Genomic DNA, 19,901 nt, shown 5'->3' on the forward strand with positions numbered 1-19,901 from the left:
CCAAGGTGACACCCGATCGAACCACAACCACCTCGGGAGCGCTCCATGCCTACGCCGCTACAGATCCTGCTGGACCCCATCTCATTGACCGTACTGGGGCTATATGCCGCCCTGATCCTGTTGGAAGCGCTGTTCCCCGCCCGGGCACTGCCTCAGGTCAAGGGCTGGAGGACCCGGGCCCTGATGGTGTTCTTCATTTATTTCTTCGCCTCGTCCTATCTGCCCCTGCTGTGGGGCGAGACGCTGTCCCGTTACCAGCTGTTCGACCTGACGGCGATCCCTCCTCTGGTCGGCGCCGCCATCGGGGTGCTGGCTTATGAGTTCCTGGTCTACGTCTGGCACCGGACCATGCACCGGGTGCACTGGCTCTGGCGGTCCTTTCACCAGATGCATCACAGCGCCGAGCGGCTGGACAGTTATGGGGCGTTCTATTTCAGCCCGCTGGACATCGTCGGCTTTACCTTATTGAGCAGCATCAGCCTGACCGTGGTGGGGCTCAGCGCGCAGGCCGTCACGTATTTCCTTTACGCCACGATGTTCCTGGCCGTCGTCCAGCACATCAACGTCCGCACGCCGCAATGGCTGGGTTACATCGTACAGCGGCCCGAGAGCCACAGCATTCATCATGCGCGTGGCGTGCACCAATACAACTATTCCGACCTGCCGCTGTTCGACATCCTGTTCGGCACGTTCCGCAACCCGAAGGAATTCGCCACCGAAGCCGGCTTCTACGACGGCGCGTCCGCGAAGCTGCCACAGATGCTGGTGTTCAAGGACATCGCGGGGAGTGACTTCGATCCGGCGCTGGATCTGGGCAAGCGCTGACTCGAGCCGATCGGGCTAGCGCCTGCTTCCCCATCGCAGCGTCGGGTGGAATCGGCCCGCCTGACTCTGCAGGAACTCCCAAGAAGGGATGGGCTCGGCCGGCTCCAGCGGCCTGAGTCTGTTGAGCCGGGGCGGCGGCGTCACCGGCTCACTCCTGGCGGGTTGCTGAGCGTCCGTTGATTCCAGGACCGTCGCTGAACTCGAATCCATCTGCCGCACTCCCCCGTCACAATCACGGAATCGCAATCGACCACCACAAGCCCGCGCCGCCATCCATGGGCGTGCCCACATTGACGACGTAGTTCGGATCGTCCGAGACCACGATGTCGTAGCTGTCGTGGCCGTTCATATCGCCGGGCTTCAGATCGCCGGCATAGGTCCACAGCGCATAGCCTTGATACACCCACTGTTTCTTACCGTCGGCACGCGTGGCGACATCCCAGAATCCGGACGGCTGCGCGTCGTCGGCGGCGAGGAAGGGCTGCCAGTTCTTCTGACATTCTTCATCGCAGCGAGCGTTCGTTCCAAGATCGCGACCGACCGCGGGTCGTGCCGGCTGCCCGCGACGCAAGCTGTGACCGCCGCCTGACTGCAAGATATAACCATCGCGGCGATATAAAGTGAGACCTTCCGCCGTCGCAAGCACCCGCCCCTGCCCAGCCGTTGTTTGAATGCTGACGGCTGGCGGCATGTAGTAGCGCGCGACCGCCGCCACCTCCAACTGTTGATCGACGCTCAACCCGTTCGCGTAGCCCGGCGCAAGATCGCCAGTGAATGTATATAGCGGTCGGCCATGGAACGCCCATTGATGCGTGCCGTCGCTGCGCTCGACGATGGTGAAGTCGCCGAGAGCTTCCGCCAGCTGCGACGCTGTGAGCACTTCCCACTGCCTGCATGCATCGGTCGTGCAACTTTCAATCTGTTCGGCGCGACTCGCATCCGCCGCGTAGACGGTGTGATTGCGACGATCCACCAACACGAACGCTGCCGCATCCGGCAGTTCCTTCACGGCCAGGCCCGCGGGCAATTTCAGATCGGCGATGGGATACGCCAGCGCCGGCTTCCAACCCTCGGGCATGGGATCCGCTTGGGTCTTGCCCCCTTTGAGATCGCCGCGATAACCGCCGCCCACCATGACTCCGGCGCCGTTGCGCCTGAGTGCGCCGAGGTTGGCGGGACTCTCCCCGCCCAGGCTGCCCGGATCGACGTCCTTTATATAGGTGTACAGCGCCTTGCCTTTCAGTGCCCATTGTTTCTGACCATCGGCAAGGTCGATCAACGACCACTCGCCCGAAGCCGCGGCGCCAGGGGCCGCTTTGAAGGCGACAAATGTTTTGGCGCACTCGTCCACGCACGTCGCCTTGCCCGCAGGATCTTTGTCCCACGTGTAGAGCGTCATGCCGCGCGTGTCGGTATAGGCGATCTGATCGCGCGCAATCGCGGATGCCGTGCTCTTTCCCAAATCGTAGCCTTGTGCTTTGCCGAGTGGCTGCATGGTCACGCCTAACGGCGTGAGCACCGATATCGCTCGAGCCTGCGATGCGTCGGCGCCCGATGACGTTTTGGAAAGCAACGAGAACCCGGTGGCCGCGCCGGCAATCGCGATCCCGGCACCGATGCATGCGATCGTTACTGTCTTCATGCGAGCCTCACGCGATGATGTCAGTCAACGGTTTGGAGGTTTCGTTCGACAGACGCCCCCAGGAATTGAGCGGCACTCCCATGACCTGCTGCACCGTCAAACCCACGCGCGTGCTCGGATCGCCGGTCGCAACCACGTGCAAACCTGTCTTGAGCCGGCCATTGCCGCTGCCCACCGTGAGAATCGGCAGATCATCCATGGTGTGAGTGCGTGCATAACCGTGATCGGTCTGCCACAACACCAGCGTGCGATCCAGCACCGACCCCGGCCCTTCCTTGTAACTGTCCAGCGTGGTGAGGAAGGACGCGAACGTCTTGGTCGCGAACTCGATGAACCAGGTCACGTCCTTCTGATAGCCGAGCTGCGGATCGATGGGCTCCTCGTGCGTGAGACTGTGCCAGTCGCGCACGCCGCCGGGCGTCCGCAAGCCCTGCGTGCCGAAGTTCATGTTGAATACGCGCGTTTGACCGCACGCGATCGCATGCGCCAGCAGCCCGGCAAACAATTGGTTGTTTCGTTCCACCGCCGCGACGTTGCGCCCGGGCTCGGCCTGCTCGATTTTCTCCGGAATGCTGCAAGCGGCCATCGGCGCGGGCTTTTGCAATTCCATGTCGAGTTGCTGCTCGACCTGGCGCAGCGAGGTGAAATATTCATCGAGCCGCGCGCGATCCGACGCGCCGACCCGCTGCATCACGGCCTTGCGCTCCTCGCTGACCGCAGAGAGCACGCTTCGACGCGCCATCACCTGAGGATCGGGCGTGAACTCGGCGCTGTTCGGGTCCCTGAACTCGGGCCCGAACAGACGCGTGTACAGCGCCGCCGGCGAGGGCTCGGACGGATTGATTGCACCGCCTTTGCGACGGCTCAAGCTTTGCCGACCGCCGCTCAACGCGATTTCGATGGACTTGAAACGGGTGCGGTTGCCGATCACGTCGGCAATGGTGGTATCCAGGCTCGGATCGGAATTCACGCCCAACGGCAACGAGCCCATGGTGGCGATCTGCACGCCGCTGACGTGAGTTTCGAGCGGCCGGCCATCCAGGAAATATTTGGTGCCGCTGATGACGTTGATACGATCCCGGAACGGATCGAGCACTTTCATCTCGGCATTGTTCTGGTAGTTGGCGCCCAGCGTCGCCGGCTTCCAGCGGCCCGGATTGAAGCCGAGATTCTGGAACCACGAGCCGAACACCACCGGCAGCTCACCGCCGGTCGCGGCGAGCGCCGTGCCGTTGGTATTCAGGAAACAATCCAGAAACGGCAGCGCGACCGAGACAGCGGTGCCGCCGAGCATGCCTCGCAGCACGGTGCGGCGATTCAACCCTTTACTCATGATGACGCTCCAGCTCGGCTGTGATGATTTCTTCCGTCGGGGGCAATCGATTGGCGGGCGCCGCCTTGGGCGGACCGACCCGATACAAGGCATCGCTCAGCGCAATCTCCTGCATCAGCGCCGGCAGACGATGACCGCTCTTTTCGAAGTCCGCTCTGAGCTCCCTGAGCCACTTGCGCTCTTCCTTCATCGGCGTGCGCCCGAGGGCTCGCGCGGACAGACGATCCACCACACACGTGACGGCGGCGGGATTGTCATAGATGGCTTGTCCCAGACCGCCGGCATCCCGATACGAGATGCCGTCGATCTCGCCGGTCGGGTCGATGGGCGAGCCATTCTCGGTGGTACGAAACTCGCCCGCGCCGTCGAAATTCTCCAGCGCGAAGCCGATCGGATCGATGATCTTGTGACAACCGGAGCATGACGGCACGGTCGCATGCGCGGCGAGGCGTTCCCGGGCGGTCGACGCACCGTGCGCCGTGTTGTTTTCAAACTCGGTGAAACTCACATCCGCTGGCGGCGGCGGGACCGTCTGGCAGAGCGCGATCTCTCGCACCGCCTTGCCACGCAACGTCGGCGAGCCACGACCGGCCGGTGAATGCAACGCCGTGAAGGCCACCTGCGTCAGAATGCCGCCCCGCGGATCGTCGGCCGCGAATTCATATGGCTGCCACTCGTCGGGCGACCCGTTCGGCCCTTCCTTGAAGATGGGCACCTGATAGATGGCCCCCAGCTCCGGCGTCAGGAAGGTCTTGCGAGTGGTGAAGATCTCGCGATAGTCCGCGTTGCGAGTCAGCACCACATCGAGCACCGTCTTCATCGTTTGCTCGCGCGCATCCGCCGCCGCTTGCGCACTGAACTTCGGGAACAGCGCGGCATCCTTGGCCAGCACCTCGAACTCATCGAAGCGCAGTTGATCGACGAAGAACGCGCGCACGCCTTGCTCCAGTCGGGGCGACGTCATCATGCGCTTGACCTGGCGCTCCAGGCCGCGCCGGGTCTGCAACTCACCCGCGGCAGCCGCCGACAACAGCATCGAATCCGGTGCCGAATTCCATAGAAAGAAACTCAGCTGAGCGGCGACTGAGTAGTCGTCGAGCCGGAAACCGCCCTTGTGTTCCGGATCCGGCTCGACGATTTGTTCGACGAACAGGAACGACGGCGAGGACAGCATGCTGGCCAGGCTCAATCCCAGGCCCTGATAGAAATCGCCCGTGATGCGCGTCGCCTCGGACGCCGCGGTCAGGTAGGCCGACAATTGCTCCTCGGTCAGTGGCCGGCGATATAACAACCGGCCCACCTTGCTCAGAAACTCTCGCGCGCACTTCTCATCCGCGGCGACAGGCGACGCCGGCTTGCACGGCACCAGCATGTCACGATGATTGGCATCGACGGCTTGAGCGGCAACCGCGCGTCCCATCGCGTCGTACTGCTCCATGCCGGCGGCCGTGATGCTGACCTGACTCGCGCCGACGGCGAGCAAGCCATCCACACGCATATCGGGTTCGAAACGTCCGCCAAGATCGATATCGCCACCAAACACGTCCTGAACGATGTTTCGATACTGTTCCGCCGTCAGGCGCCGCGTAACCGATGGCCCCGCGCTGAACTTGTGATCGTCCGAGCCTGGCAGGAGCGTGACCGCAGTGACCGCTGCAACAGCAACCACGACGGCGGCGCCTATCAACCGGGACTTTTTCATCTTCGCTTCACTCATCGGCGCGTCACCTGCGGCGTCGGCGCCCCGGCGTCCTTCACGAACGCCGGCACGGCCTCGATGTAGTACGTCGCCGAGATCGATTCGTTCTGACCGGTGACAGGATCGGGATCGGCATCGGCGTACCGCTTCAACAAGTGGTAGAAGCCGGGAACGTCACCCGTCACCTGCTGTTCGCCGCCAAAGCCGACGCCCGCGATGCCCCAATAAATCGGACGCCACGGCGTGTAGCCGCCCATGAAACCGCGCGCGGAGCGATCGGCTTTCAACTCCAGACGCAGATGCACGTCTTTCAAGTTGAATTCGGGCGACACCAGCGGGTTCTGTAACAGCCGCAGCTTGCCGTGCTCGGTGATGGTGACGACGCCGTCGCGCAACTCACCTTTGAATTGGTTTCGCGATCTCGGGTCCGGATCGACGCGATACGCCATGTCGAACCGAGGTGAGCCATCGCTGTTGGAACGCAGATATTCGTAAGCGCGATCGATGCCGACGGTGACCGGACCGTCCTTCTTCAGATCCGCGCCTTCGAGGGTGATCAACCAGGCGGGCTGCGAATCCTTCAGCTGCCCCCAGGCCCACGCCCAATAGGTCGGGCGACTGGCCAGCGAGCCGCGAAAGGCCCGCGTGCAACCGAGTGCGCGATACAGATTGTGATCGACGCCGCGCTCCTTGGTTTCGGGGTCTTGAAAGCTGCCGGGCTGATCGGCCCCTTTGCCATCGAGGTCGAAGCCGAACCCCTCCTTGCCGTCCAGGCCCGGCAAGCTGAGGTCGACGACCGAGGCCGGGTGGGTGTAGGGATTGACCGGTTTGCCGTCGATCCGGCCGCGATTCATGATGAGCTGGTCGAGATCGCGGACCTCGTCGCCATTCATGATCTTGCGGCGCCACTCAGCCACTTGCTGAGGTGTCGCGCCGAGCTTCGCGGCATAGCGCAGATACACTTCCTCGACCGCCGGATGCACGCCCTGCGAACAATCGTGATCGTTGCTGTACGTCGCTTGAGAGAACCAGCTGATCGCGAAGTGACGCGTCTCCGCCGCCGCATTCGCAAGCGGCAGGCACGCCAACGTCAAGGACGCCAACACGATTCGCTTCATTTCGGCAGGCTCCCCGCGGTGATCACCCACTTCTGAATCCGCTTGCCGGCGGCCTCGGCGGTGAACACGTTGCCCTTCGAATCGAAGGCTGCTTGATGCATGCGATTGAGCTGGCCGGCGTAGTTGCCGAAGTCACCGAACGTTCCAATCGCCGCACCGGTCGCGCGCCGCACGAAGCGAACCTGAAAATTGCCCAGATCGGCCAGTGCCAGCACACTTTGCTCGCGATCGGGCGAGAAACTGATGTGACCCACCGTGCCCGGCGGACGAGTTTCCTTGCCGTAGATATATTCGGCGACGAAGCTGCCGTCGCGCTTGAACACCTGCATGCGGTCGTTGTCGCGATCGCAGACATACACCAGCCCGTCGCGCGACACCTTCACGCAATGAACGTTTCTGAATTGCGATGAGGGCGACGCGGATGGCTCGTACGGCCCGACGTTGTCGTCGGTCGGTGGCTTGCCATACGCGCCCCACATGCGCTTGAAGGCGCCGGTGTCGGCATCGAACACGATGATGCGATGATTGCCGTAACCGTCGGCCACGAATATTTCATTGCTGGACGGATCGATGGCGATATCGGCCACCCCCGCCAGCTGGGAGCTGTCCAGACTGCCTTTCGACGCACCGGCATGCCCGATCTGCATCAGGAATTTGCCGTCGTGAGTGAACTTCAACAGCATGCCGTCGGGCGGCTCGCCCTTGGGACCCGGTCGGGTCGAGCTGCCGCCCACCCAGACGTTGCCTTTGTGATCGACCAGGATGCCGTGCTCGGTGCTCGGCCACTCATAGCCCTTGCCCGGCCCACCCCAGGCCTGCACCAGGTTGCCTTGCGGATCGAATTCCATGACCGGTGGCGCCGGCACACAGCAGCGCCCCGTCGGCGGATCGAGCGCGGCCGCCTTTTCCCAAGGAAACAATGTGCCCGGACGCTGCACCACCCACACATGGTCGTTCGCATCCACGAACATTCCGCCCATCTCGCCAAACGTCCATTTGTTCGGCAGCGGCAGCTTCGGCCACGAAGTATCGACGGTGTAACGTGGCATCTGCTCCGCTGGAGCATCCGCCGCCACGGGCGCAGCGGATCCCAGCAATGCAAACGCCGCGGTCAAGAACAAATTCGCGGCGGTACGCATCACATCTTCATCCTCACACCGACTCGATAGACCCGACCCAGAATGTCGTACAGCGACGCATTGATCGGCGCTTGAGCGTAGGCCAGCCCGGCCGGTCCTTGCGGCACCATCGCCGGATCCTTGTTGGTGAGATTGGTCACGCTGAAGAACGTTTCGACGTCGGTGGCGGCCCAGTTCATCTTGTAAGACACCGATGCATCCACGTAGAACGCGCCGGGCAACGAGTTGTCGTTGATGGTGGGATTGTCCGCGGTGGACACAGGACAGCCAGTGCTGCACTCGATGTATGTATTCGAGTACGTGCCGGCGCTGAAGCCGCGGCCCGTCAACGACGCGGCGATTCGATCCCCGCTATACGCGAGCGTTGCGCGATACACCCAGTCCGGCGGGCCGCTGGTGCCGAGACCGTTCAAGCCGGAGTTGCTGCCCACCGAGTCCGCCGGCGGATTGACGCCGTTGTCCTGGTAGTTCTCCAGATAATTGGTCGCGAGCACACTGAAGCGCATCGAGCCGCTCAGGCTGCTGAACAGCTGGTCGATGCCGAACACGTAGCTCATCTCATAGTCGATGCCCCGTGCCTTGAGCCCGACCAGATTGAACGGCGACAGCCGGATCTGGGTGATCTGATTGACGCCGCCCGCGCCGACGCCGCGCGTGATGGCATTACAGAACTCCTGCATGCCGGCGAAGCAGTTGTCGACGATGTTCTGCGCCGCCACGTTGCCGATCGCATCGGTGATCTTCACGTCGTAGTAATCGACCGAAGCGGTGAAGCCTTCGAGAAATCTCGGTTGCATCACCACGCCGAAGCCGAGCGTATCCGCCTTCTCCGGCTGCAGCAGCGGGTTGCCAACCGCCAGGCCCTGATAGGGTGCGTTCTGGTTACCGTTGAAGGGATCGGTCACGCTGTTGGTATTCGCCGTGCCCGCTGCAAACAACTCGTTCAAATTCGGAGCACGGATGTCACGAGAACGCGTCACGCGGAAGCGCAGATCGTCGATCGGCTGCCAGGTCGCGCCCGCCTTCCACGTCGTCACCAGGCCCGAGGTGCTGTAGTCGGTGCGACGCACGGCCGCGTTCAAATCGAGCGAACGCGCGAACGGCAGATCCTTGGCGAGCGGCACCACCGTTTCCAGAAAGGCTTCGGCCACGTGATAGCTGCCGAAGGTCGGCAGATAGTTGCCGGCAAACCAGCCGTTGATCATCGAGGTGGCGTCCGATTCGCCGCGGACCTTCTCTTCGCGCCGCTCGACACCCATCGCGATCGACACCGGCCCCGCCCAGGAATCGAACGGCTCACCGCGCAAGGTGGCGGCAACGACTTCCTGTGTGAACCGTTGATCGCGATGAGGCGAGCCGATCAGCCACGCAATCGCCTCGGGCGTGTTCACGTTGATGCCCATCGGGTTGTAAGGAAGGCAACCGTTGTCCGGAGCAGTGAGCGTGCTGCGACAGATCGGTTGACCGTTCGCGGGATTCACGACGGTGTCCAACGCAGCCGCATAACGTGCTTTGGCCGTGATGTTGTGACCCGTCTCGGAGCTCTCCGTGGTGCCGAGCTGGTAGTACGCATCCCAGTTCCACTCGCTGCCGAACAAATCGAAGCTGCCCTCGAAGCCCGCCATGTAGCGGGTCACCTCACGCTCACCGGTGAAGCTGATGATGGGGATATCGCCATTCATCGTACCGAGCGTGAACTGAGTGATGCCGGCGTTCGCCATATCGGTTGCGACCGATGCGGGGATGAACGGGTTGCCGGCGCGGATCACCAGGTTCGCAAGATTGAACTGCCGCAGTTGCCACGACAGCGTTTCCGATTCGTTGCGCGAGGCCTGCGCGAACACGCCGAAGTTGTCCGTGATGGAGAAGCTGACGCGCGCGAACAGGCCGGTGCGATCGACTTCCTGATCGAGCGTGTTGTATTGATTGAATTGATTCGAGGCCCACTCGCCGCCCTGCATCCAGGGATCGCGCACCGAGGAGCCATATTGGAACTGACGCGGCGTGCCGCCTTCACCGAAGGTTCTGCCCCGAAGCGCGGTGTTGGTGATGATGCCGCCGAGCGTCGCGGTGGTCAGACTCGCGTTGCTCACGACGAGACGCTCCGGCAGTCCGCTGGTCGGTGTGTACGCCGGATTGTTCATGATGTACCGGCCGTCGTTGTTCCAGCTGCGAGGCACACCGTAGATGCCATCGCGATGGGTGTATTCGCCATTGAGCAGCAAATGACCCCGGCCATCCGCGAACGGCAGTCCGCCGGTCAGCGTCACTTTCCAATTGTCGTCATCGCCATAGTCGGTGCGGCCGCCGGACACCTCGCTCTTCAGGCCGGTGAAATCCTTGTCGAGGATGAAGTTGACGACACCGGTCATGGCGTCGGAGCCGTAGGCCGCGGAGGCACCGCCAGTCACCACCTCGACGCGCTCGACCAATGACTGCGGCAGATCGTTGATGTCGACGATGCCCGTGATGGCGGAAGGCACCGAACGTTTGCCATCGAGCAGCACCAGCGTACGCACCGTACCCAATGCGCGCAGATTCAGCGCATTGATGCCCGCCTGACCGTTACTGAAGGAAAGATTGGAGGTCTGCGGAGTCGCGCTGCCGACCATCGACGGCAGGTCGTTGACGAAGTCCGCCAGGTTCTCCGGCGCGGCTTGATTGATCTGCTCCACGCCGAGCACCGTCAGCGGTGTGGGCGCCTCGAAATTCTCGCGAGAGATCCGGCTGCCGGTCACCACGACCTCTTGCAATCCGGATTCTGCCGCCGCCGGAACGTCCTGCGCCTGCGCGACCAATGGCAGGACCGAACCCACACACAACGCCAGCCAGCTGCTCTCCCCCGCCTTAATCCAACGACACCCCGACCTTGTTACCGTGCGAACCGACATGAATTCCCCCTGCAACGCCCGACGCCCACGAGCGTCCGGTCGAGTCAGGGCTCGACCGGGCGTTGCGGGTCTGAACAGGCGCTGTGATTGCTTCGTTCACTGTAATTTCGTGCTTGCCCGTCGGCGCAGGCCGCGGGCTGCACTTACTACGTTCGAGCGCACGAAAATGGAAACAGCGACGGTCGGATCACCAGCGCAGGCGGATACCGGCCCGATAGGCGCGGCCGACGGTGTCGTAAAGCAGCGGATTGACACCGGGATCGACAAAGCTCACGCCGGCGATGCTGCCGACCGGCGGCGGATCGCGATCGGCCAGATTGTCGACTTTGAAGAACAGCTCGCAGTTGCGCAGGCCGCCGGTGTCGTGCAGCCGGTAGGTGAGCGACAGGTCCAGGTACACAGCGCCCGCGACGCGGTTGTTATCTATGGTGCGATTCACGACGCTCGGCGCCGGACAGGCCGAGGTACATTCGACGTATGCGTTTTCCAGCTTGCCGCTGCTCACGCCGTGGCCGATCAGACTGATGCCGTAATCATAAGTGTCGTAGCTCGCCATGCCGAGCCAACGCCACTGCGCCGCCGAACCACTGTTGTCGCCCGCAAGCTCGGTGACCGTGATGCCATCGTCGATGCGACGTTCGATGACATGTGTCGCAAGTGCCCGCAGGGTGAGATTGCCGCCCCATACCGGCCGACGATAACTGGCTTCGATATCGACGCCCTCCGCGGTCTCCGATAACAGATTGACCGGCTGCACCGTGACCTGCGTGATCACGCCATTCGCGTCACGCACGATGGCCGAGCACAGCGCCGTGTTACCGGCAAAGCAGCGATCGACGATCGCCTGCTGCTGAATGGTGGCGATGGCCTTGTCGACGTCGATGCGATAGTAATCGACCGACATGCTCAGGCCCGGCGCCAGGCCCGGCTGATACACGACGCCCACGCCCAGCGTGTCCGCCTGCTCCGGATCCAGGTTCAGATTGCCGATCATGGGCCGCAGGATCAGCGCGGTGGCATTGGCTCGAAACGGATCGCTGACCTGTTGAGTATTCACCTGGCCGGCCAGGAACAGATCGTTCAAGTTCGGCGCCCGAATATCCCGGGAACGCGTGCCGCGAAAGGTCAGATTGCGCACCGGCGAATACGTGGCGCCGAGTTTCCAGGTCACGACCTGCCCCGAGGCGCTGTAATCGGTCCAGCGCACGGCCCCGTTCAGATCCAGCACCTGCGCCCCGGGCCGCTCGCTCAGGATCGGCACGACGCTTTCCAGAAAGCCCTCGATCACATCGAAGGAACCGCGCGTCGCCTTGAAATTGCCGACGAAGTAGCCGCTCGCCTGCGCGATGGGATCGGCATGCGAGATCACCGACTCCTGCCGGTACTCGACGCCACCCGCCATCGACACCGGCCCTGCCCACGTCGAAAAAGGCTCGCCTTGCACGCTCGCCGCGATCACATCCTGCTGCAGGCGTTGGTCGAGTCGCGCGGTGCCGAGCACATAGTTCACGGCCGCTGGCGAGTTCACGCCGTAGCCGAGCACGTTGTAGGGAACACAACCGTTGCCGGGATCGGTCAGCGTCGAGCGGCAGACAATCTGGCCATTGGCATCACGCACCGAATCGATCGCCTCACGGTAGTTGGCGACGATGGTCGAGGTGACATCGTTGACGATATTGCTCGTGCCCCGCTGCGCATACGCATCCCAGCGCCAGCTCGGGCCGAGCCTGGGAAGTTTGCCGTTGATGCCGGCGACAACACGTTTCACATCCCGTTGCGAGTAACCATGGATGGCGCCGAGATCCTGATTGGTCGAACCCACCGTGAGGGTATCGAGCTCGAGACGCTGCATGTCGGCGCGCACGCTGTCGGGCAGGAAGGCGTTGTCGCGTTGAATGGTGATGTTGTTGAGGTAGTAGTTCCAGCAACACTGATTGTCGGTCTCGGAGTGCGCGTATGAGGCGATCCCGAAGATCTGCACATCGTCGGTCAGCTGCCAGCTGGCACGCGAGAAAAATGTTTGACGCTTCACGGCCGCTTCGAGATCGGGCGTGCGCGATCGATCGGAGATTTGCCAGTCGCCCCCCGACATGACGGGCGGCGAGTCGATGGCGCCGTACCGAAACTGGCGCACAGCTCCGCCTTGCGTGAACTCGGTGCCTCGCAGCGGGCCGCTCGTCACCAACGCGCCCGGCGTGGCCTGACTGATCGCGGATTCCGGACGCAACAGCAGCTCCGGCTGGCCGTTGCCCGATGCGTAATCCGGATTGTTGAGGACTTTCCAGCCCCGGTACCACGAGCGGGCGATACCTCGCACGCCATCCGCGTCACTGAAACCGCTGCTGAACAGAAAGTGGCCGCGCGTGCCCGCGAACGGCATGCCGGCGGTGAGCGATACCTGATATTTACCGCCATCGCCGTGCTCGGTCATGCCGACCATGGCATCCGTTTTCAGACCCGTGAAGTCCTTGTTGAGAATGAAGTTGACGACACCGGTCATCGCGTCCGAGCCGTAAGCGGCCGACGCGCCGCCAGTGACGACATCGACGCGCTCGATCAACCCGTCCGGCAACTGATTGATGTCGACGACGCCGGTCAATGCCGTGGGCGTGAGCCGCGCGCCATCCATCAATACGAGCGTGCGATTGGCGCCCATGCTGCGCAAGTCCAGCGTGTTCGTACCCGCTTGTCCGCCGCTCACGCCGGAGTTGCCGGAGCGCGGCGTCGCGCTGCCTGCGAGCGCGGGCACGAAATTGACCGCATCGGCGACGTTGCTCGCGGCCAATACTTTCAGCGTTTCATTGCTGACCACCGTCGTCGGCGTCGGGGCTTCATAGCCATCGCGGATCACGCGCGTCGCGGTGACGACGATCTCATCGAGCACGTCATCCTCATCCGCCCGCTCGAGGTGTTCGACTCCTTTGGAACCGGCGGCAAGCGCGGTGTCGGCGGCGTGCTCGGACAACTTGGGATGAATCGAGATGATGTCCCGGCTCAGCACCGTGTAGCGCAGATTGGTGCCTTTGAGCATGGTCTCGAGCGCATCGACGATACGATGGCGACCACGCACCTCGGCCGCAACGCTCTGCGCCACTTCCTCGCCCGAGGAGATCACCTGCAGGTGTGCTTGATCCGAAAACTCGATGAGGGCTGTCGCGAGCGACTGGGCGGGAATCTGGAAGACGGCCTCGCGCGAGCCGACATCTTCGATGGCGCCGCGGCTGGGGTCAGCATGAGACGCGAAGACAATGACCAACAGACTCATCAGCACGACGCAACGCTGCAGCCGCATGACGCAGCCCGCGGGCCCGTCCGCGCTGAATCGCACCATCATCCGCCCCCCGACTCACCATCGCATCCGTCCACTCGGCGTGGCCCGGAACTCTTCTAGTAGTGCGGATATATACTTTCGAACGGCGCCGGAGGGAAGCAGCGATTGGCGCTCAGCCGCGAGGAACCAGCTCGATGGCGTCGCCCCGCTCCCGAACCCGCAGCGGAAAGATGCTCTCGAGCGCCTTGAGCGTGTCGTCGATGCGCGAGCTGAATACCGTGCCGGTGAAAGGCATGGCGCTCAATTGCGCATCGCTGATGATGATGCGCTTGTTGTGATACCGGCTCAGGTCCTGAGCGACGCTGCCCAGCGGCTCATGCATGTACTTGAGCACGCCGCTGCGCCACGACGCCACGTCGTTGGCGTTGATCGCCGCGATGGTGACGGAGCGCGACTCGCTACTGTAAATGGCCTGTTGACCGGCCAGCAGCGGGGTTCGCACGCTCTTCGGTATCAGGTCGGCACCGTCAGCGGACTCACTACCGCTGTTCAGTTGTACGCGCCCTTCGCTGACCGAGATCACGACCCGCTCGCTGTTGCGCCTGACGTTGAATGCCGTCCCGACAGCGGTCACTCTCATGTCGCCCGCATCCACCAGGAACGGACGGCTCGGATCCTTGGCCACCAGAAAGTAAGCCTCGCCGGCATCGACACTGATGAAACGCTGGCTGGCGGTGTAGCGGGTGGTGATGCGTGAGTCCGCGCCCAGTTCCACTCGCGAGCCGTCGGGCAGCACGCTGCTGCCGGTGCCGGCGATCGGCGTCGCATAACTCTGCAGCAGCTCATCGTGATCGTTACGCAAGAGCGCGAACGAGCCGATCCCGACCGCGATCAACACCGTCGCCGCGAGACCGAGCCACACGGGACGATGCATTCGCCATCCCACCACGCCGACCTGCCGTTGCGCCAGCGGCGCTTCGGGCGCGGCCGGATTGGCCGCGTGCCACACCAATTGCGCCGACTGAAATTCTTCCAGGTTGCGCGGATCCTCTTCGCACCATTGCAGCCACGCGACGGCCAGCGCTTCGTCGCCCGGCGCATCGTGCAAGCGGACCAGCCAGTCGGCGGCCGCCGCCATCCGGTCCAGGTCTGCAGTGGTGGGGATCGAACCTGTCATCGCTTCAGGCGCTCCAGCGCCTCCTCTTTGCTTGCGCCTCGCAGGCGCAGCTGGCAATACATCAGCGAACGCGTCAGGTGGTGCCGGACCATGCGCTCGGTCACTTTGAGCTCGACCGCAATCTCCGCCACGCTCAGGCCCTGCACCCGATGCAGGTAAAATGCGCGCTGCGCCGACGGCGTCAACTCGTCCAGACACCGGTTTACAAAACCCAGCTCCTCGGCCGCCAGGGTGCGACGCTCGGGATCGTCCCGGACCGTCAGCTCATCGAACAGCTCGGCCTCGACCGCGGCAGCCGATCGATACCGGACATTGCGCTGACGCAGCCGGTCCACCGCCAGGTTCGAAGCGATCCGAAACAAGTACGCCCGCAGCAGGCTGGCCGCCCCGGGCCGATCCAGCTGCAACAGCCGCACGTACGATTCCTGCGCCACTTCCTTCGCGTCCTGCACCGACTTCAATTGCAGCGTCAACAGACTGACCAGCGCCTGGTTGTGCTCACGAAACAAGCGCTTGACGAGCTCCGCCCGCGCGGCGCTGTCGGCGTCGTCGCTCGGGGGCTCAGTCACGAACGGTGGCTCTGGGACGTAGTCCGATGGCATCGTAACCTTCTGGCGCGCTGGCCATGCCTATATACGTTCGAGGCTGGCCAGACGGAAACCGGGCCGGCACTTTACTCCGCCCCGCTCAGCGCTGCCTGGCCACTTGCGCTTCGGTGACCGCGCCGCCGACATTGCCCCAGGCATTGCGCAGGTAGCTCGCGATGGCCGCCACTTCGTCATCGGCGAGCTTGTCGCCGAAGTGACCGGGCATGTCCTTCCAACGCTTCGGGCCAGGCAACTTCGCCAGGTGCGGGCCGTAAAGAATGACGTTGATGAGCGACGCCGGATTGCTCGCCTGCACCACCGGATTGCCGACCAGCTTCGCGCCGGCATCGAAAGCCTGAGCGCCGAGACCGTTGGGCTGATGACAGGTGCCGCAGTGAACGCTGTAAAGGGCCTCACCGGCGCTCAGCACCGCTTCGCTCGCGGGTTTGCCGATGGCGCCTTCGTCGGCCGGCAGACTCTTCAAGTACCTGGCCATGGCAAGCGTGTCCGCATCGGTGAGGTGCCGCGTGCTGTTCAAGATGACTTCGTTCATCGGGCCGTGCGTCTCGCTGAAGGAATTGCGCCCGGTCTTGAGATAGGTCGCGACCTCCTCCACTGGCCATGGGCCCAGACCGTTCTTGGCACTGGTGAGATTCGGCGCCGACCACGGACGGCTCTCGCCGGTCACGACCTTGTCGGTGTATTCGCCGCCGGTATAGGCCTTGCTGGTCTGTTCCGCGCCCAGAAAGTTTCGAGGCGAATGACACGCGGAGCAATGACCCAGGCTTTCGACCAGATAGGCGCCGCGATTCCATTCGGGCGATTGCGCGCTATCGGGCTGGAAGCGCCCTGCGTCGAAGAACATCGTCTTCCAGAGACCGAGCGCCCAGCGTTGATTGAACGGGAACCCCATTTCGTTCTGCGGTGGCTGCTCGCTCACCGGCGGGACGATCTTCAGGAACGCGTACAGCGCGGCCACATCTTCATCGCTCAACTTCGTGTATGCCGTGTATGGAAACGCGGGATAGAGATGCGCGCCGTCGGGGCGCACGCCTTCGCGAACCGCGCGAACGAATTGCTCCTCGGTCCATTTGCCGATGCCCGCGTCGGGATCGGAGGTGATGTTGGTCGAATAGAGCTTGCCAAACGGCGTCTCGAAGCCGAGACCGCCGGCGAAAGGCTGTCCTCCAGGGGCAGTGTGGCAACTGACGCAATTTCCGGCACGGGCAAGATAGCGGCCGCGTTCGATGAGCGAATTGCCTTGATCGCCGGTGGCGGGTACGGAGCTGTCAGCCTTGGTGGAGCTCGCGAGCGACAGCCCGGCCAGAGCCGTCAGACCGAGCGCTCCCAGTACAGCGGCGACACGAGCGTGTCGACCGCCGTCGATTGTCGACGTCGTCATTAGTTATCGAATCCCCCACCATGGCACGCGGCCCAGCCGTATATACGTTTCAGCGTGGGGGGATGGAAACGGGCCGATTTGGAGATTCCTGGCAGCGGCGTGCACAATCGCCCTGTTGCCCGAACCAGAGCGTTTCGCTCCGATCCGCAGACCGATGACAGCGCCACCGCCTGCCCGCGACTTTCCACCGTGGTTACTGCGCTCGCGGATCTCACCACCGCGCCAGCAACGCCGGTTGGTCGCTCGTACGCGACTGATGCAGCTCCTCGACAAGGCACAGCCTGGGCATATCGTGCTCGCATGCGCCCCGCCCGGATTCGGCAAGAGCGTGACGCTTGCCGAGTGGTCCGACAGAGTCAAAAAGAATGGCGGCCACGCAGCGTGGCTGACGCTGGATGCCACCGATGAGCCCGCCACGCTGGTGGAGTATCTGAGGTTCGCTTTCCATGGCTCGGGTCTGCCGATGACCTCCGCAGAGGAAGCCTTCCCAAGCGCGCCCATGCTTCGGCTGCAACTGCTTCTGGCAATGGTGGAGGCAGCCGACGTTCCTTTGTTACTCGTGCTGGATGATGTGGAGCGCGCAACGCCGGCGATGACTCGAGTCCTGGAGGCGTTGTGCCGATTCCAACCACAAAACCTGATTCTCGCCCTGGCCACGCGTGAAGCCAGCGTCCTGGATCTCTCCAGCTACGCCGAGCGCGGCCTGCTCACCACGCTCGACACTGACGCGCTACGGTTCGACCGGGAGGAAGTGCAATCACTCTGGGGCGCATCGGCGACGCGTGCGCAAGTCTCCACGGTGGAGCAGCGAAGCGGAGGATGGCCGGCGCTGCTGCAACTGATGTTACAGCACGGCCTCACGTCGCACTTCGATACGGGTGCAACGGCATCAGGCAGTGCGTCCGCCGCGGCATCTTTTTTCGAGAAGCGCCTGCTGCTGCGGCTCGATACAAATGTTCGCGGTGCCTTGCTGCGACTATCTTTACTTGCTTCATTTACGCCGAGCCTGGCCGCGGCACTGCTCGATACCAGTGCCGCCGACGCCGAGACGACGCTGGCCAGATTGTCGATGCTCGGGGTGATCTCCACGACCCGGGTCGATGGCGGCCCGGAGACGGCCATCTACCCTCTGCTACGCGATTACCTCGCCGAACGTTTCCAGACACAAGAGCCGCAAGCCGCGGCGGACACTCATCGCAAGGCCGTCCAGCTGTTCCTTCGGCAGAAAGATTTTGTCGCCGCGACCCGTCACGCGGCGGCGTTGGGCGATGATGAATTCCTCGCCGATGTCGTGGAAACCGTGGACCCGCTGTTGCTCGGTCTTCGCGAAGGCTTTCCCCGGTTGCGCCAGATCATGCGCTTCATCCCGGATGCCATCGCGACCAGCCGGCCGCGCATCGGCTACGCATGCGTCGCGAACAGCATCAAGGCCGGGCGACTGAAGGAAGCCGAGCGTGTCTTCATGGCACTCGAAGCGCTCGCCAGCAAGCGCGCACGCTCGCCGACGGTGCAATTCGAGCGTGCCATCGCTCTGTCGCTGCTGGCGATCTACAAAGGCACGACCATCACCGAGCGGGACATCGGTGCACTGGATGTTTTCCTCGCGAAGACGCCGTCACTGGCGCCGATCGTGCGCAGTCTCATAGAAACATTGCGCAGCTTTGTCTATCAACAGCGCGGGCGCTTTCCAGAAGCGGAAACGGCGACCCGAGTGTCGATGGCGTGCGCCGAGGAAGCGGGCTCCGCCTATGTCGCCTACTTCAGCTATTGCGATCTCGGCATGTTCGCCGGCCTGCAGGGCCGCACCCAGGAAGGACTCGCGCACTTCGACGAGGGCGATCGTGCCTGCGCATCGGTCGTGCGTAGCGACGAGCGACTCGGCTCGATCCGCGATGCCTTTCGCCTGGAACTCCAGCACGAGACAGCGCCTGCGAACGCGAGCCCGGCGGCGCGTCTGAAAAACATATGTATCCGGCTGCCCAGCCTGGAGGGTTGGCCGGATGTTTACTCGGCCGCCTTCCGGACGTTCTCGGAGCAATTGTTCCTGAGCGAGGACCTCGCCGGCGGGCTCGCGATTCTCACCGTCGGGCTCGACTATCTGCGGGAACAGGGAATCTCCGGCGCGCCCACGGTGCTGCTGGCACAACGCGCCATGCTGCTGGCGCTGGCGGATCGAGTCGATGAAGCGCGTGAGGAATTGCGCCACACGCAGTCGTCCGAGTTGCCGGCGTCACAGTTCTTCGATCGCCCCTGGCGAGAAATAGAAGCGCTGCTCGAAGCAGAAGCCGCCATCGCATTGGCGACTTCCAGCAAACCGAAACATCTCACCCGCGCCATCGCCCATGCGCAGCGCGCTGGCAACGTGCGTTCCGAAATACGGTTGCGCAGATGGCAGCTCGCCATCGATGGCAAAGTCGACCCAGCCGGCCAGGCGCGGCTTTCGAAGCTGGAACATGCCAGCGGCTTCCGCCGCACGGAGGTCCTGCTCGCTGGCAAATTGCAGAAACACGGCGGCCACTCCGCCGGGCCGAAACGTGCCAACGTCACCGTGCTCGCCTCGCCGGTACGCAGCCCCTACTACCTCACGCCACGCGAGTTCGACGTGATTGCCTGCCTGGAACGCGGCCTCGGCGACAAAGCGATTGCCAAGGAACTGGGCATTACGGCACATGGGGTGCGTTACCACCTGAAGCGCATCTACGCGAAGTTGCACGTGAGCGATCGCGTGGAGGCCCGCAAGAAGGCCGGCAAGCTCGGTCTGATGTGACCCCTACTAACCGGACGCCGCCCCCTACTAACGTCGCCCCTTTCGCGCCC

Annotated in this window: 12 protein-coding genes; 2 read left to right on the plus strand and 10 right to left on the minus strand. The window is 63.3% G+C overall.

What is annotated here, in order from left to right; genetic code table 11:
• The first annotated feature begins 45 nt into the window (after positions 1-45).
• Positions 46-825: a sterol desaturase family protein gene (locus EKO19_RS20255; RefSeq protein WP_129778251.1), complete on the plus strand. Its 780-nt coding sequence runs from the start codon at positions 46-48 to the stop codon at positions 823-825.
• Between the two features lie 232 nt (positions 826-1,057).
• Here the strand turns inward: EKO19_RS20255 and EKO19_RS20260 are convergent, their stop codons facing one another.
• The 10 genes from EKO19_RS20260 to EKO19_RS20305 form a co-directional block, all read right to left on the minus strand.
• Complete coding sequence (locus EKO19_RS20260; protein WP_129778252.1) at positions 1,058-2,467, minus strand: hypothetical protein; 1,410 nt, start codon at positions 2,465-2,467, stop codon at positions 1,058-1,060.
• A gap of 7 nt (positions 2,468-2,474) precedes the next feature.
• Positions 2,475-3,800: a DUF1552 domain-containing protein gene (locus EKO19_RS20265; RefSeq protein WP_157995354.1), complete on the minus strand. Its 1,326-nt coding sequence runs from the start codon at positions 3,798-3,800 to the stop codon at positions 2,475-2,477.
• Entirely contained in the window at positions 3,793-5,517 is a 1,725-nt protein-coding gene (locus EKO19_RS20270) for a DUF1592 domain-containing protein (protein WP_129778254.1), read from the minus strand. The genes EKO19_RS20265 and EKO19_RS20270 overlap by 8 nt, the downstream gene beginning before the upstream one ends.
• Positions 5,514-6,617 (minus strand): hypothetical protein, encoded by a 1,104-nt coding sequence (locus EKO19_RS20275; RefSeq protein WP_129778255.1) that lies wholly within the window; start codon positions 6,615-6,617, stop codon positions 5,514-5,516. Before EKO19_RS20275 ends, EKO19_RS20270 begins: the two co-directional genes overlap by 4 nt.
• Complete coding sequence (locus EKO19_RS20280; RefSeq protein ID WP_129778256.1) at positions 6,614-7,756, minus strand: NHL repeat-containing protein; 1,143 nt, start codon at positions 7,754-7,756, stop codon at positions 6,614-6,616. Before EKO19_RS20280 ends, EKO19_RS20275 begins: the two co-directional genes overlap by 4 nt.
• Positions 7,756-10,572 carry a TonB-dependent receptor plug domain-containing protein gene (locus tag EKO19_RS20285; RefSeq protein ID WP_175597127.1) on the minus strand — a complete coding sequence of 939 codons (2,817 nt, stop codon included), beginning with the start codon at positions 10,570-10,572 and terminating at the stop codon, positions 7,756-7,758. The genes EKO19_RS20280 and EKO19_RS20285 overlap by 1 nt, the downstream gene beginning before the upstream one ends.
• 262 nt (positions 10,573-10,834) lie before the next feature.
• The gene (locus tag EKO19_RS20290; RefSeq protein ID WP_175597128.1) at positions 10,835-13,939 is read right to left on the minus strand and encodes a TonB-dependent receptor; all 3,105 of its coding nucleotides are present in this window, start codon (positions 13,937-13,939) and stop codon (positions 10,835-10,837) included.
• Between the two features lie 151 nt (positions 13,940-14,090).
• Positions 14,091-15,095 (minus strand): FecR family protein, encoded by a 1,005-nt coding sequence (locus EKO19_RS20295; RefSeq protein ID WP_129778259.1) that lies wholly within the window; start codon positions 15,093-15,095, stop codon positions 14,091-14,093.
• A complete protein-coding gene (locus EKO19_RS20300; protein ID WP_157995355.1) occupies positions 15,092-15,664 on the minus strand; it encodes an RNA polymerase sigma factor in 573 nt (190 codons plus the stop codon). Before EKO19_RS20300 ends, EKO19_RS20295 begins: the two co-directional genes overlap by 4 nt.
• Positions 15,665-15,782: 118 nt before the next feature.
• Positions 15,783-17,084 (minus strand): c-type cytochrome, encoded by a 1,302-nt coding sequence (locus tag EKO19_RS20305; RefSeq protein WP_129778261.1) that lies wholly within the window; start codon positions 17,082-17,084, stop codon positions 15,783-15,785.
• Positions 17,085-17,376: 292 nt separating this feature from the next.
• On the opposite strand from EKO19_RS20305, the gene EKO19_RS20310 reads away from it, so the two are divergent.
• On the plus strand, positions 17,377-19,851 hold the full coding sequence (locus tag EKO19_RS20310) for a helix-turn-helix transcriptional regulator (protein WP_157995356.1): 2,475 nt from the start codon (positions 17,377-17,379) through the stop codon (positions 19,849-19,851).
• Positions 19,852-19,901: the final 50 nt, after the last annotated feature.

This window comes from Peristeroidobacter soli (genome assembly GCF_004138485.1).
In the GTDB taxonomy this organism is placed as follows: Bacteria; Pseudomonadota; Gammaproteobacteria; order Steroidobacterales; family Steroidobacteraceae; genus Steroidobacter; species Steroidobacter soli.

Coding starts and splice junctions, on each gene's coding strand:
- EKO19_RS20255 (WP_129778251.1), top strand. CDS start 46: ATGCCTACGCCGCTACAGATCCTGCTGGACCCCATCTCATTGACCGTA.
- EKO19_RS20260 (WP_129778252.1), bottom strand. CDS start 2,467: ATGAAGACAGTAACGATCGCATGCATCGGTGCCGGGATCGCGATTGCC.
- EKO19_RS20265 (WP_157995354.1), bottom strand. CDS start 3,800: ATGAGTAAAGGGTTGAATCGCCGCACCGTGCTGCGAGGCATGCTCGGC.
- EKO19_RS20270 (WP_129778254.1), bottom strand. CDS start 5,517: ATGAGTGAAGCGAAGATGAAAAAGTCCCGGTTGATAGGCGCCGCCGTC.
- EKO19_RS20275 (WP_129778255.1), bottom strand. CDS start 6,617: ATGAAGCGAATCGTGTTGGCGTCCTTGACGTTGGCGTGCCTGCCGCTT.
- EKO19_RS20280 (WP_129778256.1), bottom strand. CDS start 7,756: ATGCGTACCGCCGCGAATTTGTTCTTGACCGCGGCGTTTGCATTGCTG.
- EKO19_RS20290 (WP_175597128.1), bottom strand. CDS start 13,939: ATGCGGCTGCAGCGTTGCGTCGTGCTGATGAGTCTGTTGGTCATTGTC.
- EKO19_RS20295 (WP_129778259.1), bottom strand. CDS start 15,095: ATGACAGGTTCGATCCCCACCACTGCAGACCTGGACCGGATGGCGGCG.
- EKO19_RS20305 (WP_129778261.1), bottom strand. CDS start 17,084: ATGACGACGTCGACAATCGACGGCGGTCGACACGCTCGTGTCGCCGCT.